General features: G+C 54.4%; 18 protein-coding genes. 3 read left to right on the forward strand and 15 right to left on the reverse strand.

The window, feature by feature from the left end; translation table 11 throughout:
* Positions 1-14 precede the first annotated feature (14 nt).
* Together DS901_RS03455 and DS901_RS03460 are read left to right on the forward strand one after the other, a co-directional pair.
* A complete protein-coding gene (locus tag DS901_RS03455; protein ID WP_113775533.1) occupies positions 15-1400 on the forward strand; it encodes a PepSY-associated TM helix domain-containing protein in 1386 nt (461 codons plus the stop codon).
* Positions 1401-1478: 78 nt separating this feature from the next.
* Positions 1479-1832: an ADP-ribosylation/crystallin J1 gene (locus DS901_RS03460; protein ID WP_113775534.1), complete on the forward strand. Its 354-nt coding sequence runs from the start codon at positions 1479-1481 to the stop codon at positions 1830-1832.
* Positions 1833-1838: 6 nt separating this feature from the next.
* Here DS901_RS03460 and DS901_RS03465 read toward each other — a convergent pair whose 3' ends face one another.
* From DS901_RS03465 to trpA, 6 genes are all read right to left on the reverse strand, one after another.
* A complete protein-coding gene (locus DS901_RS03465; protein WP_113775535.1) occupies positions 1839-2096 on the reverse strand; it encodes a hypothetical protein in 258 nt (85 codons plus the stop codon).
* Between the two features lie 453 nt (positions 2097-2549).
* A complete protein-coding gene (locus DS901_RS03475) occupies positions 2550-2780 on the reverse strand; it encodes a hypothetical protein (RefSeq protein WP_113775537.1) in 231 nt (76 codons plus the stop codon).
* A gap of 130 nt (positions 2781-2910) precedes the next feature.
* Positions 2911-3132 (reverse strand): hypothetical protein, encoded by a 222-nt coding sequence (locus DS901_RS03480; RefSeq protein ID WP_113775538.1) that lies wholly within the window; start codon positions 3130-3132, stop codon positions 2911-2913.
* Between the two features lie 188 nt (positions 3133-3320).
* On the reverse strand, positions 3321-4487 hold the full coding sequence (locus DS901_RS03485) for an alpha-hydroxy acid oxidase (protein WP_113775539.1): 1167 nt from the start codon (positions 4485-4487) through the stop codon (positions 3321-3323).
* A gap of 88 nt (positions 4488-4575) precedes the next feature.
* On the reverse strand, positions 4576-5085 hold the full coding sequence (locus DS901_RS03490; protein WP_113775540.1) for a hypothetical protein: 510 nt from the start codon (positions 5083-5085) through the stop codon (positions 4576-4578).
* Positions 5086-5109: 24 nt separating this feature from the next.
* Entirely contained in the window at positions 5110-5901 is a 792-nt protein-coding gene (gene trpA, locus DS901_RS03495; protein ID WP_113775541.1) for a tryptophan synthase subunit alpha, read from the reverse strand.
* 142 nt (positions 5902-6043) lie between these two features.
* On the opposite strand from trpA, the gene ychF reads away from it, so the two are divergent.
* Complete coding sequence (gene ychF, locus DS901_RS03500) at positions 6044-7141, forward strand: redox-regulated ATPase YchF (RefSeq protein ID WP_113775542.1); 1098 nt, start codon at positions 6044-6046, stop codon at positions 7139-7141.
* A gap of 27 nt (positions 7142-7168) precedes the next feature.
* Here the strand turns inward: ychF and DS901_RS03505 are convergent, their stop codons facing one another.
* The 9 genes from DS901_RS03505 to DS901_RS03545 form a co-directional block, all read right to left on the reverse strand.
* A complete protein-coding gene (locus DS901_RS03505; RefSeq protein WP_113775543.1) occupies positions 7169-7846 on the reverse strand; it encodes a Crp/Fnr family transcriptional regulator in 678 nt (225 codons plus the stop codon).
* A 211-nt stretch (positions 7847-8057) separates the two neighbouring features.
* A complete protein-coding gene (locus tag DS901_RS03510) occupies positions 8058-8756 on the reverse strand; it encodes a DUF4130 domain-containing protein (protein ID WP_113775544.1) in 699 nt (232 codons plus the stop codon).
* 79 nt (positions 8757-8835) lie between these two features.
* The gene (locus DS901_RS03515) at positions 8836-9837 is read right to left on the reverse strand and encodes a siroheme synthase family protein (protein ID WP_309472523.1); all 1002 of its coding nucleotides are present in this window, start codon (positions 9835-9837) and stop codon (positions 8836-8838) included.
* 1 nt (position 9838) lies between these two features.
* On the reverse strand, positions 9839-10774 hold the full coding sequence (locus DS901_RS03520; protein ID WP_113775545.1) for a glycosyl transferase family protein: 936 nt from the start codon (positions 10772-10774) through the stop codon (positions 9839-9841).
* On the reverse strand, positions 10771-13344 hold the full coding sequence (locus tag DS901_RS03525; protein WP_113775546.1) for a nitrate reductase: 2574 nt from the start codon (positions 13342-13344) through the stop codon (positions 10771-10773). Before DS901_RS03525 ends, DS901_RS03520 begins: the two co-directional genes overlap by 4 nt.
* Positions 13341-13679: a nitrite reductase (NAD(P)H) small subunit gene (locus DS901_RS03530; RefSeq protein WP_113775547.1), complete on the reverse strand. Its 339-nt coding sequence runs from the start codon at positions 13677-13679 to the stop codon at positions 13341-13343. Before DS901_RS03530 ends, DS901_RS03525 begins: the two co-directional genes overlap by 4 nt.
* Positions 13676-16120, reverse strand: coding sequence for a nitrite reductase large subunit NirB (nirB, locus tag DS901_RS03535; protein WP_113775548.1), 2445 nt, complete (start codon positions 16118-16120; stop codon positions 13676-13678). Before nirB ends, DS901_RS03530 begins: the two co-directional genes overlap by 4 nt.
* Positions 16121-16123: 3 nt before the next feature.
* Positions 16124-16543: a globin family protein gene (locus tag DS901_RS03540; protein ID WP_113775549.1), complete on the reverse strand. Its 420-nt coding sequence runs from the start codon at positions 16541-16543 to the stop codon at positions 16124-16126.
* A 3-nt stretch (positions 16544-16546) separates the two neighbouring features.
* Positions 16547-18223, reverse strand: a complete 1677-nt coding sequence (locus tag DS901_RS03545) for an ABC transporter ATP-binding protein (RefSeq protein WP_113775550.1) — start codon at positions 18221-18223, stop codon at positions 16547-16549.

Below are 18223 nucleotides of genomic sequence, written 5' to 3' on the forward strand. Positions count from 1 at the left end.
CTTGGAGCCAATAAATGACGACGACTGACACGAATGCGCAGCCTGCGGGCGCGGCGCAAAAACTATACCGCGCGGCTTGGCGCTGGCACTTTTACGCGGGACTGGTTGTGATCCCGTTTCTCACGACCCTTGCCGTGACAGGCATGGCAATGCTGTGGATCGCATGGATAGACGGGCGCGATGGCGCGCGGACCGAAGTGACCCCACAAGAGATTTCGCAGCCTGTTTCGACGCAAGCAGAGGCGGCACTTGCGGCCATAGATGGTGGTGTGCTGAAACAATATATTGCCCCCCGTACTGACAATGTTGTCGCTTTGTTTCGGATTGACCAAGGCGACGATGCGATCATGGTTGCGGTCGATCCCTATACGGCAACCGTCATCGAAACCTTCCCACGCCACAGCGGTTGGTACGATTTCTTTGACAATATTCATGGTGGGCTGATGCTTGGTGTTGTTGGGGACCGGATGATAGAAACTGCGGCGTCGCTGTGTTTGGTGATCGTCGCGACGGGGTTATATATGTGGTGGCCACGCGAAGGTGGCTGGCGCCGCTCGTTTATTCCTACGTTTTCCAAAGGCCGAAGCATGTGGAAATCACTGCACGGCGTTGTGGGGATGTGGGTGTCTATCGTATTGGTGTTTTTTCTGATCTCGGGGCTTGCATGGGCCGGTATATGGGGCGGGAAAATGGTCCAAGCCTGGAGCCAATTCCCTGCAGAAAAATGGGCAAATGTGCCGCTTTCCGACAAAACCCACGCAAGCATGAACCACGAACGGCGCGAAGTGCCTTGGGCGCTTGAACAAACGCCGTTGCCTGCTTCGGGCAGTGCGATGGGCGCTGACGGTGTCGCAGGGTTCGTGTCCATCGACACCGTGGATGCCTTGGCCCGTGAGATTGGCTTTGATGCACGCTATCAGATGAACTTGCCGTCCGGCGATACCGGGGTTTGGACGCTGAGCCGCGATTCCATGAGTGTCGATAGCACCAGCCCGACGACAGACCGGACCGTCCATGTGGATCAATACACGGGTAATGTTCTGGCCGATGTGCGCTATGCGGATTATTCGCTTGCGGGTAAAGCAATGGCTGTCGGAATTGCGCTACACATGGGGACATTGGGTCTTTGGAGCGTGTTGGCGAATACAGCCGTTTGCCTTGCTGTGATCTTCCTATGCATCAGTTCGCTTGTGCTATGGTGGAAACGCCGCCCCGCCAAGGCGGGCCGTCTTGCAGCACCTCCCATGCCGCAAGAAATGCCGCTTTGGCAGGGGGCTGCTTTGGTTGGCCTAGGCGTTTCAATGGCATTCCCAATGGCTGGGCTTGCGCTGCTGACGGTGCTGGCAATCGACACGCTCATCTTGGCACGTATCCCGAAATTGCGGGCTGTGTTGAGCTAAGCGCAGTGACCACACCCAGCAATGGCTGGGTGTGGTTTTTGATATTGCATCTACCTAGGGTGTTACTATTCAAACCGTATGTCACATAAAGCAGAAATTGTGGTCCTTTGGCGACCCGTCGGACCTAAAGAACTAGCGCTGATGAAGGACGCTGAGATGGCGGCTTTTCCGCCTCGTCTTCCTGAACAACCGATATTCTATCCGGTGTTGACCGAAGACTACGCCATTAAGATTGCACGCGATTGGAACGTGAAGGCCAGTGGGGCTGGATACGTCACACGCTTTGAAATCCTACAATCGTATCTTGATGCCTATGAAGTTCAAGAAGCGGGTGGTCGCGCGCATTTGGAATATTGGATTCCTGCGGAAGATGTTGACGCGTTTAACGCAGCAATCGTCGGAAAAATAGAAGTAACGCGCGAATTTCGATAGGGCCGGTTAGTCGCCTAGACCTTTGTAGAGTGCCTGTAGGATGTTGGTGCCTTCTTGCGTGCTTGCGATCAAACAAGGCGCGTCCCACTCGTCAAGAAAGATGAAATCGGCCCCGCCAAACTTAAAATCAATATGTGTTATGTTTTGATGGTCCCATGGCTTGCCGTAGCAATCATGGATTGCGCCACGCACTTGGTTGGTATCATCGGGGTCAAACTCTAACGATGAGCCTGCACCAGAAAGCATCCGAAGTTTTATGGTCATGGGCCGAGGTTAGCGCGGGGAATGGGTGGCGGCAAGCAATGACATGTTTGCATGCTGAGACTTTGAAACTTGCTTTGGAACAAAATTCGATCAGCGATGCGGGATGTCTATTTTACCTGCCCTTTATATTTCGCGCCGTCCCGTTGTTGCCTTTATCGTTGTTGGGCTTTTGGGGGCTGCTTTGCAGCTTATGTCCTATATATTGAGGCGCAGCTTGGCGTGTCGGACGCGATGTTTGGGACGCTTTTATTGGGCTCTGCGATTGGCTTGGTCTCGTCGATGTGGTTGGCACCGATATTGGAGCGCAAACTGGGCGCACGGGCCTTGCAGGCGTTAATTGTGGCGTGGTTGACCCCCGGTTTCATAACAACGCCCTTGGGGTTTGCGGTCGCGTTAATGTGTGTGGGGATACGTTTGGCCCGCACCAACAGTGTCGCTGCGGGCCAATGGTGCTTAACTAGAGGCGGCGGGGGTGTTGTCGTCGTCGTCATCATCAAGCTGTGACGCGATCAGCAATGCCGCCAGAACACCGAGAACGATGTAAGCAGGCTTAACTGAAGATGTTGCTGGTTCTTCCATCACTTCGACTGGTTCGATGATGACAGGTGCAACACCGCCAGCGAATGCTGTTGTTGATGTCAGGGCGATTGCCGTCGCAGCGGCCAGAGTAGTTGTGAAACGCATTTTGGTTCTCCGAAAATATATGTGGGTGAGATTTTGAGTTTTAAAAATTTATATTAACACGCAGATCGTCACCATACTAGTAGATCGTGGGGCCCGCACCAACAGTGTCGCTGCGGGCCAATAGTAATTATCAGTTCAATTGTTCTTCGTCATCGTCGTCATCAAGCTGTGACGCGATCAGCAGTGCCGCCAGAACACCGAGAACGATGTAAGCAGGCTTAACAGAAGATGTTGCTGGCTCTTCCATTACTTCGACGGGCTCGATGATGACAGGTGCAACACCGCCAGCGAATGCTGTTGTTGATGTCAGGGCGATTGCCGTCGCAGCGGCCAGAGTAGTTGTGAAACGCATTTTGGTTCTCCTAGTTGGTCTCATATCTATACGAGTGCAGTGACGGCAGCAGCGCCGCGTGATCCGCATTCCGAGACAGCTTTAAATTGCTGACAACACAGGTCAACGTTTTCGTGAAGATCGGGGCGATTAATTTGACAATGTTGCGAAAAAGCAGGTGTTTTGCAGTGAATTTGCGACTAGCTTAGTTAGCTTTGCCAGTTCCCCTCGAAATCCTGGGGAACAAGTAGCACATCAGAATCGAGTGACCTAGCGTCACGCCGTCCACAAAGCGCCATTGTCAGATCCAGCTCTTTGTGAATCACCTCTAGCGCCTTTGTCACCCCTAATTCACCCATGGCACCAAGCCCGTAAATAAAGGCGCGTCCGATGTAGACACCTTTTGCTCCCATCGCGAGCGCCTTGAGCACGTCTTGCCCAGAGCGGATGCCGCTGTCCATGTGGACTTCGACTTGATCACCGACGGCGGCAACAATCGATGGCAACATGCGAATGGCGGAAAGTGCGCCGTCTAACTGCCGCCCGCCGTGGTTGCTGACGATAATCGCATCGGCGCCAATTTTGACGGCTTGTTTGGCATCTTCGACGTCAAGAATACCCTTGAGGATCAGTTTTCCGCCCCATTTTTCTTTCAATTTCGCGATCATACCCCAGTCAAGCTTGGGTTCAAACTGTTCCGAGGTCCAAGAAGCAAGGCTGCTGGTGTCGCCAACGTTTTTGGCGTGGCCAACGATATTGCCAAAGCTACGGCGTTTGGTTTGCAGCATGCCAAGGCCCCACCGCCATTTGGTCGACAGATCGATCATTGTGGGGATCGTCAGTTTTGGTGGCGCAGTAAGGCCGTTTTTCAGGTCTTTATGCCGTTGCCCAAGGATTTGCAGATCAAGCGTCAGGACAAGCGCCGAACAACCCGCATTCTTGGCGCGTTCGATGATGTTATCGACGAATTCTTCGTCTTGCATAACGTAAAGCTGAAACCAGAACGGTTTTTTTGTGTTTTCGGCCACGTCTTCAATTGAACAAATCGACATGGTCGAAAGGGTGAAGGGCACTCCAAACTTTTCGGCGGCCTTCGCTGCCTTAATTTCTCCATCTGCGCATTGCATCCCGGTCAGCCCGACGGGCGCAAGCGCCACTGGCATCGCCACATCCTGCCCAATCATCTGCGATTTGGTTGTGCGGTTTGACATATCCACGGCGACACGTTGGCGCAGGCGGATTTGATCGAAATCAGAGGTATTTTCGCGAAACGTCTGTTCGGTCCAACTGCCGCTTTCCGCGTAGTCATAAAACATCTTAGGGGCGCGGCGCTTATGCAGGCGCTTAAGATCGTCGATTGTGGTGATGACGGGCATGGCTGAAATCCTCAAATTGGTTATGTCTTGTTACCAATATTGGGGTTTGTGGGCAAGTACACAGAACATCGTTAAGCCTGTATGAAATTTACGATAAGAACTTTTCCATCGAAAACTCGTTCGCGAGGATTTCCTTTAACCTTTGGGCTTCTTTGGCAACGGCAATGAGATCAGCAGTCTTTAGAAGTTTTTGTATTGGCCCAGATCGAATGTCGCCCTTTTCGTCCTCTTTGGCCTCATCAAAGGATTTTCGATCCCAAAAAACAAGCTCCAATTGACCACCTGAATGCTTCGTAAATACACCGTGACAAATACAGTCTCGCCACTTAACGATCGTATTTAAGCTGGTTTCTACGGTATCTATATCTAATTTTCTGTTTGGGTTTTGACCGAGATTTACAACAAGAGCATTTACTCTTTGTCGGAAAGATTTTTTGACATGACAGACAAAAATGGTCTGATGTTCGTTTAAAACGGTAGTATCGTTTCCGACGTCGCATAGCGCGTTTATTTGCGCCAGTAAGTTTTCTAGCTGAGAAAACGCCGTCACGGCCTTTCCTATTGCTGAATAGTCTTGCTCAGACAGCGGTGGAGGCATGGGGCGTTCTCCAGTAATTAAGCTTTACCCCCGATGCGTTCCGTCCGCCAAGGATTTTACAAACGCGAGAACATCAGCGACGCTTTCGCCTTTGCCGATTTTGTCGACGATGGCGGACCCAACCACGGCACCGTCGGCAATCCGCGCGATGCCTTCGGCGGCTTCGGGTGTTTTGATTCCAAAGCCAACGATCACGGGTAGGTCGGTTTTGGATTTGATCCGCGCGACCTCTGGGGCGACATGGTCCGGTTGGGCCTCGGCGGTGCCGGTGATGCCATTCACAGAGACGTAGTAGACAAAGCCAGAGGTGTTTTGCAGCACTTTGGGCAGGCGTTTATCGTCGGTGGTTGGGGTTGCGAGACGAATAAAGTTGATACCCGCAGCTTGGGCCGGGATGCATAATTCGTCGTCTTCTTCTGGCGGCAGGTCCACGATGATCAACCCGTCGATGCCTGCGGCAACCGCGTCTTTCAAAAACAGATCAACGTCGCGTGAATAGATCGGGTTGTAATAGCCCATCATCACAATCGGGGTGGTATTGTCGGTTTTGCGGAAATCACGGGCATATTGCAGCGTTTTTTCTAACGTCTGCCCCGCCTCAAGCGCGCGTTGGCCTGCAAGTTGGATCGTCGCGCCGTCAGCCATTGGGTCAGTAAACGGCACCCCGAGTTCGATAATATCAACACCCGCGTCTGGTAGGCCTTTGACGATTTCAAGCCCTTTGTCGTAATCGGGGTCGCCCGCCATGACATAGGCAACAAATGCCTTTTTACCCTCAGTACGTAATTGCGCGAATTTTGCGTCGATTCTGCTCATGATCGTCCCCGGATATCTTCTTAGGCATGGTTTGCGCGAAGAAATACGGAAAATCAATGGGGGGCAGGCAATTGCACCCTGTTTATCTTGCACCAAGGCCATTCCCCCCCTAGAAGCCCAAGGAGTTTCAAGGAGAGCTGACATGGGTTTCAAAATGGGTATCGTGGGTTTGCCAAATGTGGGCAAATCAACCCTTTTCAACGCGCTGACCAAAACGGCTGCGGCGCAGGCGGCAAACTTTCCGTTTTGCACAATTGAACCCAATGTTGGTGACGTGGGCGTGCCAGACGCGCGGCTTGATAAATTGGCCGCCATCGCGGGTTCAAAGCAGATCATCCCAACGCGGATGACATTTGTTGATATCGCAGGCCTGGTCAAAGGCGCGTCAAAGGGCGAAGGCCTCGGTAATCAATTCTTAGCCAATATCCGCGAATGTGACGCCATCGCCCATGTGCTGCGCTGTTTCGAAGATGACGACATCACCCATGTTGAGGGGCGCGTTGATCCAGTCGAAGATGCGCAGGTGATCGAGACTGAACTGATGTTGTCCGATCTCGAAAGTATCGAGAAACGTCTGCAAAACCTTGTGCGCAAGGTAAAGGGCGGCGACAAAGACGCGGTGCAACAAGTGCGTTTGCTTGAAGCCGCACAAGCCGCGCTTGAAGACGGGCAGCCGGCGCGCACCGTGGACGTTGATGAAGATGACGCGAAAGCATGGAAATTGCTGCAACTGCTGACCACGAAGCCAGTTCTGTATGTTTGTAACGTCGAAGAAGACAGCGCTGGTGCAGGCAATAGCCAGTCGGCGCGGGTCGCCGCAATGGCTGCGGCCGAAGGCAATTCTCACGTTGTGATCTCGGCCCGTATCGAAGAAGAAATTAGCCAGCTTGAGGCGGATGAAGCAGAAATGTTCTTGGGTGAAATGGGGCTAGAGGAAGCCGGGCTCGATCGTTTGATCCGGGCAGGCTATGAGCTTCTGCATCTGCAAACCTATTTCACCGTTGGCCCGAAGGAGGCCCGCGCCTGGACCATCAAAGAAGGCACATCCGCGCCGCAGGCGGCTGGTGTCATTCACGGTGATTTTGAACGCGGATTTATCCGTGCAGAAACGATCGGCTATGATGATTTTGTGGCTTTGGGTGGTGAACAAGCCGCAAAAGAAGGTGGTAAAATGCGCGCCGAGGGTAAGGCCTATATCGTCAAAGATGGCGATGTGATGCATTTCTTGTTTAACACCTAAAGGCGCTTTGATACTGGACCTTAGCGATTACTTGTTAGGATCCAGATCGTGCATCCGCTTGACCAAGGCGGCATGGTCAAGCACGCTAATAACACCCTTGGACACATCGACGATGCCGAGGTCGCGCAGCCGCCCCAGCTCTTTGTTGACCGTTTGGCGCGAACAGCCAACGGCATTGGCCAGATAAGACTGGCTTTGCATGAATTTAAAGTTTTGTGACGATAGGTATTCGAGGTAGAGGCAAATTTTTTGTTCGACGGTGTAAAACTGGTCGGCGGATTTGAACATGTTGTCGCGGGTCATGATGTCATGGGTTGCGGCGGCAGTGTTGCGCATAAAAGTCGGCGATTTTAACTGCTCATACAAGAGCGCGGTTGGGCAGAACAAGACTGCTGAATTCGCGAAAGCAACACATGTTGCGGCGCAAGGCCGATCTGCGATGGCTTCAATCACTCCAAGCGTTTCATTGGGGCCAGCGTGATAGATGATTGATTTATGGCCATCTTTGCTCAGAAAGCTCACCTCAACCGACCCGGTGGCCACAAGGAACATGCCAGTGGTATATTCCGATTGCGTGAGTAGGGGGGTATCTTCGCCCAATACACGGAGGGTACAAGCCTCGAGAAATTCGGTCTTCTTTTCGTCAGAAAGATCGCGCAGCAAGCCGCAACCTAGTAAATGCGGAAACCGGGCGGAGTTTTTCATGCGGGCGGCCTTCACTTGAAACAAAGTAATAGATTCGAGTGAAGAAATGATAATGCCGCCCAGCCCCTTTAAACAGGGCTAAGGCAGCAGTTGCTTCCAAACAACGGAAGTTAAGTAAATTTTAACTCGTTACACGCGGACTATCTACCATCGTTTTCGGTGATCGCGTTGTCGTGTAGAAGACAGTTTCACGATTTTCTTTACCGCACCGTCAACTAATCGGGTGATTCCGCGACGCGCCCCCATTGGTGTTCACGTGCAGGGGCTGTATTTCCCCGGATGGGTTAAACAAATCCCCAAGATAATGATCCATCTGCACCTTGCAACGCGGCAAGTCTGGTTTGGGCTGGCCAGGATGAAAGCTAAGATTGCCATCGATGAACTGCGCCGTCACGTCTGGGGTTGTGATCATCCAATCCAGATGCGGCAACCGCCTCGCAAAAAAGGGTGCGCAGGGTTCAACAACATGATGCGCCGGCGTGTACCAAGCGGCAAAGCTATGGCGTGCGCCGCCTTGGCGCATGTCCCGAAAGCTGACGGATTTTTGCATCTTTGCTTGGGCGCGCAGCACTTCGTCTTCGTATTGGCGTAGCACGATAACATCGGGGTCCGTGTTCTCATTCATCAGATTCGGGGCGGCCCGCAACCGCCAAAGCAGCGTGTAAAGCCGCGTAAAACGGTCATCGGCTTTGTGCCAGATCACCGATTGCACGAGGTGCAGAAAGCTATGCGGTGCTTGAACCCGGCGTTTGGGGGCGGGTAACTCCGTGGCGCTATCCAAAAGCGGCGCAAACACACCCGAAAAATCCCACAAGATTTCATGCGGCGGAATGCCTGCGCCCATCAGGCGTTTGGCTGCATCGCGCCATGCGATGTCCGTTCCTGTTTGGGGTAAGGGGATCGTAAACATGAACACGACTCGGCTGGCTTTTGTTCATGTTATGTTCTTGTTTACGGTGACGCAAGCCTTGGATCGTTCAAGTGCTCAATTACAGGGCTCGCGCTAGGCATGCTGGCGTGACCTGCACACCGGGGACGATCTCAAACGTGATATCGGCCGCTTGGAGGGCTGCGGTTTCTACATGATGTGCCGCGCTTAGTCTGACGGTGCGTTTGCCCTGACGTGCGGCCGCGATCAATAACCCTGTACCCTTATGCGCGGGCCAATCCCTCGCGTGTTCAAGATTGACGCGCTCAGCGTCGCGTCGCGCAAGCTCGAGGATCTGTGGGTCAACTGATTGGTCGTAAAAGATCACGTCTGCTTCTTGCAGACGCTGAACGCCACGGAGTGTAATCAGGTCTTTGGCCCCCGGACCAGCACCCACAAACGCGACAGGAGCCGTATCAGAGGCGCCAAAATTACCGGTTGAAATTGCGTCTTTGATTAGTTGCACAGCTTCGCGTTCTGCCCCGCGCTTGTGCGTGTCGCGGGCGGGGCCATTAAATACCCACCGCCATAGATCGCGCCGTTGTCGTGGTTGCAACCGTTGCGCCGCACTGTCGCGCAGTCGCCCAACGACAGCGGCAAGATCGCCCAGACGTGGTTCTAATATTTCTTCCATGCGGGTTTTGATCTGGCGGGCGAGAACGGGCGCTGTGCCTTCGGTGCCGATGGCGACGACAACGGGTGAGCGGTCAACAATGGAAGGTGTGATCGCGTCACATAGGTCCGGGCGGTCAACGACATTTACCGTTGCACCCGCTCGTTTGGCCAACGCATGTAACGAAGAATCGACACCGGGACAGCCAGTCGCGATGAACACCAAGGCCGTATCTGCAAACTGGGTGGGCGTGATCGGTGATTTGTCCCAGTTGATTTTACCTGCCGCATGCAGATCAGCCAGTTCTGGGTCCAACGTCGGGGCAAGCACAGTGATCTGGGCTTCGGTTTTGAGGATCAACCGACATTTTTGCGCGGCCTGTTCGCCGCCACCAGCAATCACGACGCGGCGGTCTGTCATTGTCAAAAACATCGGAAAAGTTTTCATCATGCTATCCTTTGCGTGCGTCCCAAAGTGTGGCTGCTATTTCATTTGCTTTCTCAATCGTCTCTGCCGCACCCAAAGTCCAAAGCGCGATACCTGCGGTGCCAATCACAGTGGCCTCGGCAAAGGCATCGCTTTGGTTGCCGTTCCATAAATCCAAAACATCGACCTGGGCGGCGGGTTCGTTCATGCGGCGCGTGTCGTCGCGCAGGGCAGGGGCGTCGGTTTGATGGTGCGTACCTGCGCGGAGCCCAAAAACCTGTACGGATTTCGCCGGATTGCGTTCAAATTCACCGCCGCCACCTTTGATAACGGTGAGGTCTGATTGATCCAGAAGTGCGGCTGCTTTTGCTTGCAGGCCACGGTAGGACGGATGGAATACGCCCTGCACGGTGGCGCGCGCATTGGTTGGGTTCCACATCCGCAGGACAGTGTTGATACAGGACCGCAGACCAAAAATGTCGCGCAACCGTAAGATATCAAAGGCTTCGGTAGCATGGGTTTCGACGGGCAAATAGGTAATCGGTGTGTCGCTGGCATCCAGCGGGATGTTTAATGCATCAAGCGCATCACGCACCGATGCGCCGGTGCTTTGATGTGAATTCCACCCATGCAAAACGGTGCGGTACCCCGCCTGCGCCACAAGCTTTGCAGACAGCAGAAACAACGGTGCGCCACGCGTGCGCCCCGCCGCATAGGACGGCCAATCAATATCAGCCGTCATCGGCGCGGGTGATTTTTCGCGCAAAGCGGCGGTAAACCCTGCAATTTCTTCCGGGATTTCACCGCGCACACGCAAAACCATCAACAGCGCTCCCAATGCTTCGGGTTCTGCCTTGCCGGCGAGCATCACGTGCATGGCGTCCTTTGCTTCGTCCAATGTCAGGGGCCGGGCGCGACCCGCGCCACGGGCAACAGTTTGGACAAAGGGGGTGAGAGTCATTCAGCGGCCACCGGGATTTGGAACTGGGCGATAAGCGTCGCCAACTCGGGTTTACAAGACCCGCAGTTGGTGCCCGCGCATGTTGCGTTACCCAATGCGGTGACGGTCGTGGCACCTTGGCCAATCGCGTCTCGCAATGTGTTTACGCCGACATTGAAACAGGCGCAAACTGTGGCACCCGGATCAGGCATATCAGCCGCAACACGCCCTGCGAGCGCGGCAAGCCCTGCAACATCCGAACCAATCAGCCCAGCGGCATGTTGGCGCGCTACGACGACAGGTGTGGTGCTCGCGAAGAACAGCGCGGTGACTTTGTTGTTATCGATGATTGCGACGCGCACGTCGCCCGTTGCGGCATCATGCATCACGGCGGCGTCACCGCGTTGGGTTGCAGTAATATTGCGGGCCTCAAGCTCCCAATCACCGGGGATTTTCATGCCCGCCACTTCGGTCTGCCAACCTGTGCTGGTTCTTGCAATTGCGTGGTAGGGGCGGCTCGGTTCCATTGCCGCGGCGCTCACGGCAAACCCGTACCACGCGACATGGCACTTGCCGGCATCAACCCGGCTGCTTTTGGTAGCAGGTTGACCCGAAACCGGATCAATACGGGTCGCCACGGCACTGTTGACGACACCAGATGCGGATTGCTGCCGGGTCCAATGCAGCGGCGCGAAAAGGTTACCCGGCGCGACATTTGACGAGATCAACGCGCGGAACGTGCCTTTGCCTTTGGGACCATAGATGTTGATCAACTCGGCTGTATCAACGCCCATATCGGCGGCATCACTTGGATGAATTTCAACGTATGGCTCTGCCAAATGCGCGCCCAAGCGGGCCGATTTACCGGTGCGTGTCATTGTGTGCCACTGATCGCGGTTGCGCCCGGTATTCAGCGTGAATGTCCCAGCACCCAACGTGGGTGGGGTGACTGCAATCATCCGGGCCTTGCCGTCGGGATGATAAAACGCCCCATCCGCAAAGAACCGCTGTTTGCCATCTACCGGCCATTGCACGGGCGCGAATGCTTCGTAGTCGACGCCTTCAAGCGCCGTGAGATCTAGGTCTTTGCCGAATACTTGGCTTAGCTTGGTTGTCGCGACATATTCTGCAAAGACATCGCCGGCGGTTTCAAAATCAAACCCGTCAAAGCCCATCCGTTCGGCAACGTCACACATGATTTTCCAATCAGGGCGGGCCGCGCCGGGTGCGGGTAGGAACGCGCGTTGGCGCGAAATGCGGCGTTCTGAATTGGTGACTGTACCGTTCTTTTCGCCCCAACCGATCGCAGGAAGCAAAACATCAGCCAAATCGCCGGTATCGGTGCGCGCCATGATGTCGGTGACCACCGTAAACGGCACGTTTTTAATGGCGGCGGCCACGCCATCAGCGTCAGGCAGGCTCACAGCAGGGTTGGTTGAAATGATCCATAGTGCCTTGATCTTACCATCGGCGCAGGCCTGAAACAGATCAACCGCCTTGAGCCCCGGTTTGGTGCACATTGTCGGGCTGTTCCATGCCGTTTGTACGGCGTCACGGTGATCTGGGTTTTCAATATCAAGATGGTTGGCCAGCATATTTGCCAACCCGCCAACCTCGCGGCCGCCCATCGCATTAGGTTGGCCCGTGATGGAAAAAGGACCCATGCCCGGTTTGCCGATACGGCCAGTGGCCAGATGGCAATTGATAATCGCGTTCACCTTATCCGTTCCAGATGTGGATTGGTTGACGCCTTGTGAATACGCGGTGACGACCTTTTTGCTACCGGTCCACATTTCGTAGAATTGCGCGATCTCGTCAGCGGTCAGCCCTGACGCTGTCGGATCACCGATCGCACCGGCAAGGGCGGCATCGAATCCGTTCACATGGGCATCGATATACGCTTGGTCCAGCGCGTCATTGTCGGCCAAATAGCGCAGCAACCCGTTAAACAGGGCCACGTCGCCATCTGTTTGTATCTGCAAATGCAAATCTGCTAAATCGCTGGTCGCTGTTTTGCGCGGATCAATATTGACGATGCGCATCTGTGGGCGCGCCGCTTTTGCGGCTGCGATACGTTGGAATAAAACCGGATGACACCATGCAAGGTTCGAGCCGACCAACACGATCAGGTCGGCCTCTTCAAGGTCCTCATAAGTGCCGGGGACAGTATCCGTGCCAAAGGCGCGTTTATGCCCCGCCACAGATGACGCCATGCATAGACGCGAATTCGTGTCTATATTGGCCGACCCGATGTAGCCTTTCATCAACTTGTTGGCGACATAATAGTCTTCGGTCAGCAACTGGCCGGATACATAAAATGCCACGCTATCGGGGCCATGATCGCGGATCGCCGCACGAAACCGGCTTGCGACCAGATCAAGCGCATCGTTCCAACCCGCAGTTTGGCCAAATATCTGCGGTGCGAGAAGACGACCATCGAGATCGATGGTCTCGCCGAGCGCCGACCCCTTGGAACAGAGCCGACCAAAGTTCGCCGGATGGTCCGGGTCACCCTTGATCGTACCATCGGGCTGTGCAAGCACGCCACAGCCGACCCCACAATAGGGGCAGGTTGTTTTTACGGCTGTCATTCCGCCGCCACTTGGTTTGCGATTGCGTCACGTGATAACAACAGACGGCCCTCTTCGACTTTCATTTCATAGGTGCCTACACAACCCTCATCCGCGCCTTGTGCTTCGCCCGTTGCCAGATCAAACACCCAATTACGCATCGGGTCTGTCACCTTTTCACCGTGTTGAATGCCGTTGGACAATGGGCCGGCTTTGCCGGGAAGATATTCATCTACCGCATAGAATTTGCCAGACGCCGTGTGAAAAATCGCGATGTCGCCGTGTTGTGTGCGCACAAGCCGCGCACCTTGCACAGGGATGTCTGTGACGCTTCCGATATCGATGAAATCAGTCATTCTGCAGCTACCTTTGTAAAGTCAGCAAGCGGGGTGAATTCATGCGCATCCACGCCCTTACGCGCGCGTTCGGCCCATGGATCAACCTGATAGAATTGCTGCGAGTACCGGAACCGTTCGGCCAGCGCCGCACAGTTTTCTGGGTCATCGACAATCTGTTCTTTCACCCAATCAAGCCCAACTTTTGCGATCCATTTATAGGGGCGGTGCAGATATTGAGCGCCTTCACGGTAAAGCTGATAGAACGCGCAAGACACGTCGATGGCTTCTTGTTCTGTCGCAACGGTGACCAGCATTTCTGCCTCTAGCAGATCCAGCCCTGCGGCCCCGCCGACAAGTATCTGATATCCGCTGTCGACGCAGATAATGCCAAGGTCTTTACAGGTGCTTTCGGCGCAGTTGCGCGGGCAGCCGGACACGGCCAGTTTGAATTTATGCGGTGACCAAGCCCCCCACATTGCGGATTCAATCTTGATCCCAAGGCCAGTTGAATCTTGCGTGCCAAAGCGACAATGATCAGTACCGACGCAGGTTTTTACGGTGCGCAGCCCTTTGGCATAGGCTTGGCCGGACATCATGCCTGCTTCGCCCAAATCATACCAAATTGCGGGCAGGTCTTCTTTTTTGATCCCGAGTAAATCGATCCGCTGACCGCCGGTGACTTTGACCGTTGGGACGTTGAATTTATCGGCAGCATCGGCGATCGCACGCAGCTCGTCGGGGGTTGTGATCCCGCCAAGCATCCGTGGGACCACGGAATAGGTGCCGTCTTTTTGGATATTGGCATGCACGCGTTCGTTGATGAAACGCGATTTGCCATCATCAACTTCTTCACCGGGCCAAGCACAGACCAGATAGTAGTTCAGCGCGGGACGACAGACGTGGCAACCGCCGGGTGACGTCCAATCCAATTCCTGCATGATTTGGGGAATTGATTTGAGCTCTTTTGCGATAATCAGTTTGCGCACGTCGTCATGGGACAGATCAGAACACTTACAGATCGTTTCTATCTCGGGCATTTTGAAATCATCGCCCAGCGTGATCCCCAATACTTGCGTGACCAAACCCACACATGACCCACATGATGACCCGGCTTTTGATGTGGCTTTCACCGCATCAAGTGTATCGGCCCCTGCGTTGATTGCCGCAACAATTTGACCTTTGGAAATGCCATTGCAACCACAGATTTCTGCGTCATCCGGTAAGGCTGCAACGGCTGCTAACGGGTCCATGGGGGTTCCCCCCTGATAGGCTGGTCCAAAGATCAGCGTCTCGCGCATATCGGACACATCGGTGGCGTCTTTGATCAGGCCAAAGAACCAGTTGCTGTCGGCGGTATCGCCATACATCACCGCGCCGATGATTGTGTTGTTCTGAAGTACAAGGCGGCGGTACACGCCGCGCGCAGGGTCGCGGAACACGATGTCTTCGCGGTCTTCGCCCTCGGCAAAATCTCCCGCGCTGAACAGATCACAACCTGTGACCTTCAGCTTGGTCGATATTTCCTTTTGCACGAATGTCGCGGGTTCATCCAACAGTGTTTTCGCGGCAACCTTGGCTTGGTCATAAAGCGGGGCAACCAGCCCAAAGATCGCGCCGTCATGTTCAACGCATTCACCAACCGCAAGAATATCAGGGTCCGAGGTCAACATTTGGTCGTCAACGTGGATACCTTTGCCAACGGCCAGACCGATGTCTTGGGCCAGTTTCACATTGGGGCGGATGCCAACAGCCATGACCAACAGATCACATGGTAATTCGGTACCGTCATCCAGCTGTAGCGCACGGACCTTCCCATTCTCACCAAGAATTTGTTTGGAATTCGCCTGACAACGCACGGTGATGCCTTTGTCGACCAATGCTTTGCGCAGCAGATACCCTGCGGCTTCATCCAACTGGCGTTCCATCAAATGGCCCATGATGTGCACCACGGTCACATCGACACCGCGTGCGGCCATGCCTGCGGCGGCCTCTAGCCCTAGCAAACCACCACCGATGACGACAACCTTGTTGCTATCACCCATCGACATCATCAATTCGGTGTCTTCAAGATCGCGGTAGGCAATCACGCCGTCCAGATCATGTCCGGGCATCGGGATGATAAACGGGTTCGATCCGGTGCCAAACATCAGCTTGTCATAGGGCAATTCATCGCCGTTTTCGGCGACGACAACCTTACGGTCGCGGTCAACATTTGCGACGCGTTCGCCAAAGCGGCAGGTGACGCCGTTTTCTTCATACCATTCGGCGGAATGGGTGACGATTTCGGCGTAAGTCTTATCACCCGATAAAACGGGGGACAGCATGATCCGGTTATAGTTGCCGCGTGGCTCTGCGTTAAACAGGGTCACGTCATAGGCATCTGGCGCGGTTTCGATCAGTTGTTCAAGTGCGCGACCTGTGGCCATGCCTGCACCGATAATGATGAGTTTTTGTGTCATTTGTTACTCCGCAGCATGCTTATACGCTGCATTGATCATCACGCCCGCAAGCGTGGTATATGCTGTTGCCCAAGCGTCTTCGACTTCGGCGGTGAAGTCGTCTCCTAGCCCGGCTTTGAGTGTGTAGAGCAACGATGCCCCCACTGTGTCGTAGTGTTCGGCCTTTACGCCGTAATCGATGTGTTTCACGGCCAAAGCTTCGGCCACGGGAACGATTTTATTCAGATCACGCAGGCCGTTCACAACAACGCCAAGCGTCGCCATTAGTTTTGCCCCTTGCTCTGTCACGTCGTCTTTGAACATCGGGCGGACCTGCGGTGCGACCTCGAACAAACGGTTGTAGAAAATCTCTGCTGCAGCGTCCTTGATAGGGGCAACTTTGGCAAAACTGTCTTGGACAAGTGTGATCTGGCTCTCGTTCATGGGTTACTCCGCTGCTATCGATTTTGGCTTTGGTTTTGGTTTTGCCCCGTGTTCGTATTCCTCAAGGAAATCCAAAACCTCTTGGCGGTAGGTGTAGTAATCAGGGTGCTGCAACAGCGCCTTGCGGGTGCGTGGACGTGGCAACTTTACGTCGGTGATTTTGCCGATGGTGGCCTGTGGTCCGTTGGTCATCATCACGACACGGTCAGCGAGCAAAATTGCCTCGTCCACGTCATGGGTCACGCAGATCGCGGTGACTTTGGTGCGCGACCAAACCTCCATCAGGACTTCTTGCAACTCCCAGCGTGTGAGGCTGTCGAGCATCCCAAATGGTTCATCCAGCAATAGCAGTTTAGGTGACAGCGCAAAGGCGCGCGCAATTCCGACGCGTTGTTTCATGCCGTTGGACATGCTTGCTGCCGGTCGGTCCATGCTATCGGCAAGCCCGACACGTTCAAGGTAGTATTCGATCACGTCTTGGCGTTCGGCTTGGGATGCTTTGGGGTAGACCTTATCGACCCCAATCGCGACGTTTTCTTTGGCCGATAGCCAAGGGAACAGGTTGGGCGATTGGAACACCACAGCACGTTCGGGATCAGCGCCTTGCACATCCCACCCGTCAAGGCGGATTGCACCTTTCGAGATTGGGTTCAGCCCCGCTGCCATTGTCAGCACGGTTGATTTGCCGCAGCCCGAATGTCCGATGAGACTGATAAATTCGCCCTTGTTGACCTTAAGGTTAAAGTCTTCGACGACCGTCAATGGCCCTTTGGGGGTCGGGTAAACTTTGTGCAGACCTGAAAAGGTCAAAAACCCTTCGTCGCGCGCAGTTTCTTGGGCTCTGGCGACAGCGACTGGCAGCCCGTGAATTGGGGTCACATCGGGCAATAGGCGTGTGCCTTCGACCTTGGATGCGATGCCCTTGTCCATTAGATATTTGGTGACATCCGCACGCAGGGTTTTGAAACCGTCGTGGTTGTTCATTTCCGTCCGGTCGCGCGGGCGTGGAATGTCGACGCTGAATTCATCACCAAGCGTGCCATCTGGGTTCAGCGCGATGATACGGTCGGCCAGAATAATCGCCTCGTCCACGTCATTGGTGATCAGAACGCAGGTCTTTTTGTCGGCTTCCCAGATGTGTTCGATTTCATCTGCCAGATTGGCGCGGGTCAGCGCATCAAGCGCCGAAAGCGGCTCATCCAGCAGCAAGACTTCGGGGTTCATCGCCAATGCGCGGGCCACGTTGACCCGTTGACGCATCCCGCCGGACAGTTCCGCCGGGCGGCGCGTCATGGCATGGCCGAGACCAACCATTTTCACGAAATGGGCGACTTTTTCGGCTTTTTCGGCCTTTGGCATGTGCGGGAACACGCTATCCAGCGCCAGTTGCACATTGCCTGCGACCGTGAGCCACGGCATCAGTGAATAGTTTTGGAAAATCACACCGCGTTCAGGGCCGGGGCCAGTGATTTCCGCATCCTTAAACGTGACCTTGCCTGATGATGGCTTTTCCAAACCTGCCAAAAGGTTGATCAATGTTGTTTTGCCAGTACCCGAGAAGCCTAGGAGAACAAGGAACTCGCCCTCTTGGACTTCAAGGTTGATGTTTTTCAACACGTCCGCCTTGTGCAGGCCTTCGCCGTAGCTTTTGGTGACGTTTTCGAGTTTGAGAATGCTCAT

This window comes from Loktanella sp. D2R18 (assembly GCF_003318235.1).
GTDB lineage: Bacteria > Pseudomonadota > Alphaproteobacteria > Rhodobacterales > Rhodobacteraceae > Yoonia.

What these genes read in the sequence shown, in the direction of transcription:
- DS901_RS03455 (WP_113775533.1), top strand. Translation starts at nt 15, where the DNA reads ATGACGACGACTGACACGAATGCGCAGCCTGCGGGCGCGGCGCAAAAA.
- DS901_RS03460 (WP_113775534.1), top strand. Translation starts at nt 1,479, where the DNA reads ATGTCACATAAAGCAGAAATTGTGGTCCTTTGGCGACCCGTCGGACCT.
- DS901_RS03465 (WP_113775535.1), bottom strand. Translation starts at nt 2,096, where the DNA reads ATGACCATAAAACTTCGGATGCTTTCTGGTGCAGGCTCATCGTTAGAG.
- DS901_RS03475 (WP_113775537.1), bottom strand. Translation starts at nt 2,780, where the DNA reads ATGCGTTTCACAACTACTCTGGCCGCTGCGACGGCAATCGCCCTGACA.
- DS901_RS03480 (WP_113775538.1), bottom strand. Translation starts at nt 3,132, where the DNA reads ATGCGTTTCACAACTACTCTGGCCGCTGCGACGGCAATCGCCCTGACA.
- DS901_RS03485 (WP_113775539.1), bottom strand. Translation starts at nt 4,487, where the DNA reads ATGCCCGTCATCACCACAATCGACGATCTTAAGCGCCTGCATAAGCGC.
- DS901_RS03490 (WP_113775540.1), bottom strand. Translation starts at nt 5,085, where the DNA reads ATGCCTCCACCGCTGTCTGAGCAAGACTATTCAGCAATAGGAAAGGCC.
- trpA (WP_113775541.1), bottom strand. Translation starts at nt 5,901, where the DNA reads ATGAGCAGAATCGACGCAAAATTCGCGCAATTACGTACTGAGGGTAAA.
- ychF (WP_113775542.1), top strand. Translation starts at nt 6,044, where the DNA reads ATGGGTTTCAAAATGGGTATCGTGGGTTTGCCAAATGTGGGCAAATCA.
- DS901_RS03505 (WP_113775543.1), bottom strand. Translation starts at nt 7,846, where the DNA reads ATGAAAAACTCCGCCCGGTTTCCGCATTTACTAGGTTGCGGCTTGCTG.
- DS901_RS03510 (WP_113775544.1), bottom strand. Translation starts at nt 8,756, where the DNA reads ATGTTTACGATCCCCTTACCCCAAACAGGAACGGACATCGCATGGCGC.
- DS901_RS03515 (WP_309472523.1), bottom strand. Translation starts at nt 9,837, where the DNA reads ATGATGAAAACTTTTCCGATGTTTTTGACAATGACAGACCGCCGCGTC.
- DS901_RS03520 (WP_113775545.1), bottom strand. Translation starts at nt 10,774, where the DNA reads ATGACTCTCACCCCCTTTGTCCAAACTGTTGCCCGTGGCGCGGGTCGC.
- DS901_RS03525 (WP_113775546.1), bottom strand. Translation starts at nt 13,344, where the DNA reads ATGACAGCCGTAAAAACAACCTGCCCCTATTGTGGGGTCGGCTGTGGC.
- DS901_RS03530 (WP_113775547.1), bottom strand. Translation starts at nt 13,679, where the DNA reads ATGACTGATTTCATCGATATCGGAAGCGTCACAGACATCCCTGTGCAA.
- nirB (WP_113775548.1), bottom strand. Translation starts at nt 16,120, where the DNA reads ATGACACAAAAACTCATCATTATCGGTGCAGGCATGGCCACAGGTCGC.
- DS901_RS03540 (WP_113775549.1), bottom strand. Translation starts at nt 16,543, where the DNA reads ATGAACGAGAGCCAGATCACACTTGTCCAAGACAGTTTTGCCAAAGTT.
- DS901_RS03545 (WP_113775550.1), bottom strand. Translation starts at nt 18,223, where the DNA reads ATGAGCATTCTCAAACTCGAAAACGTCACCAAAAGCTACGGCGAAGGC.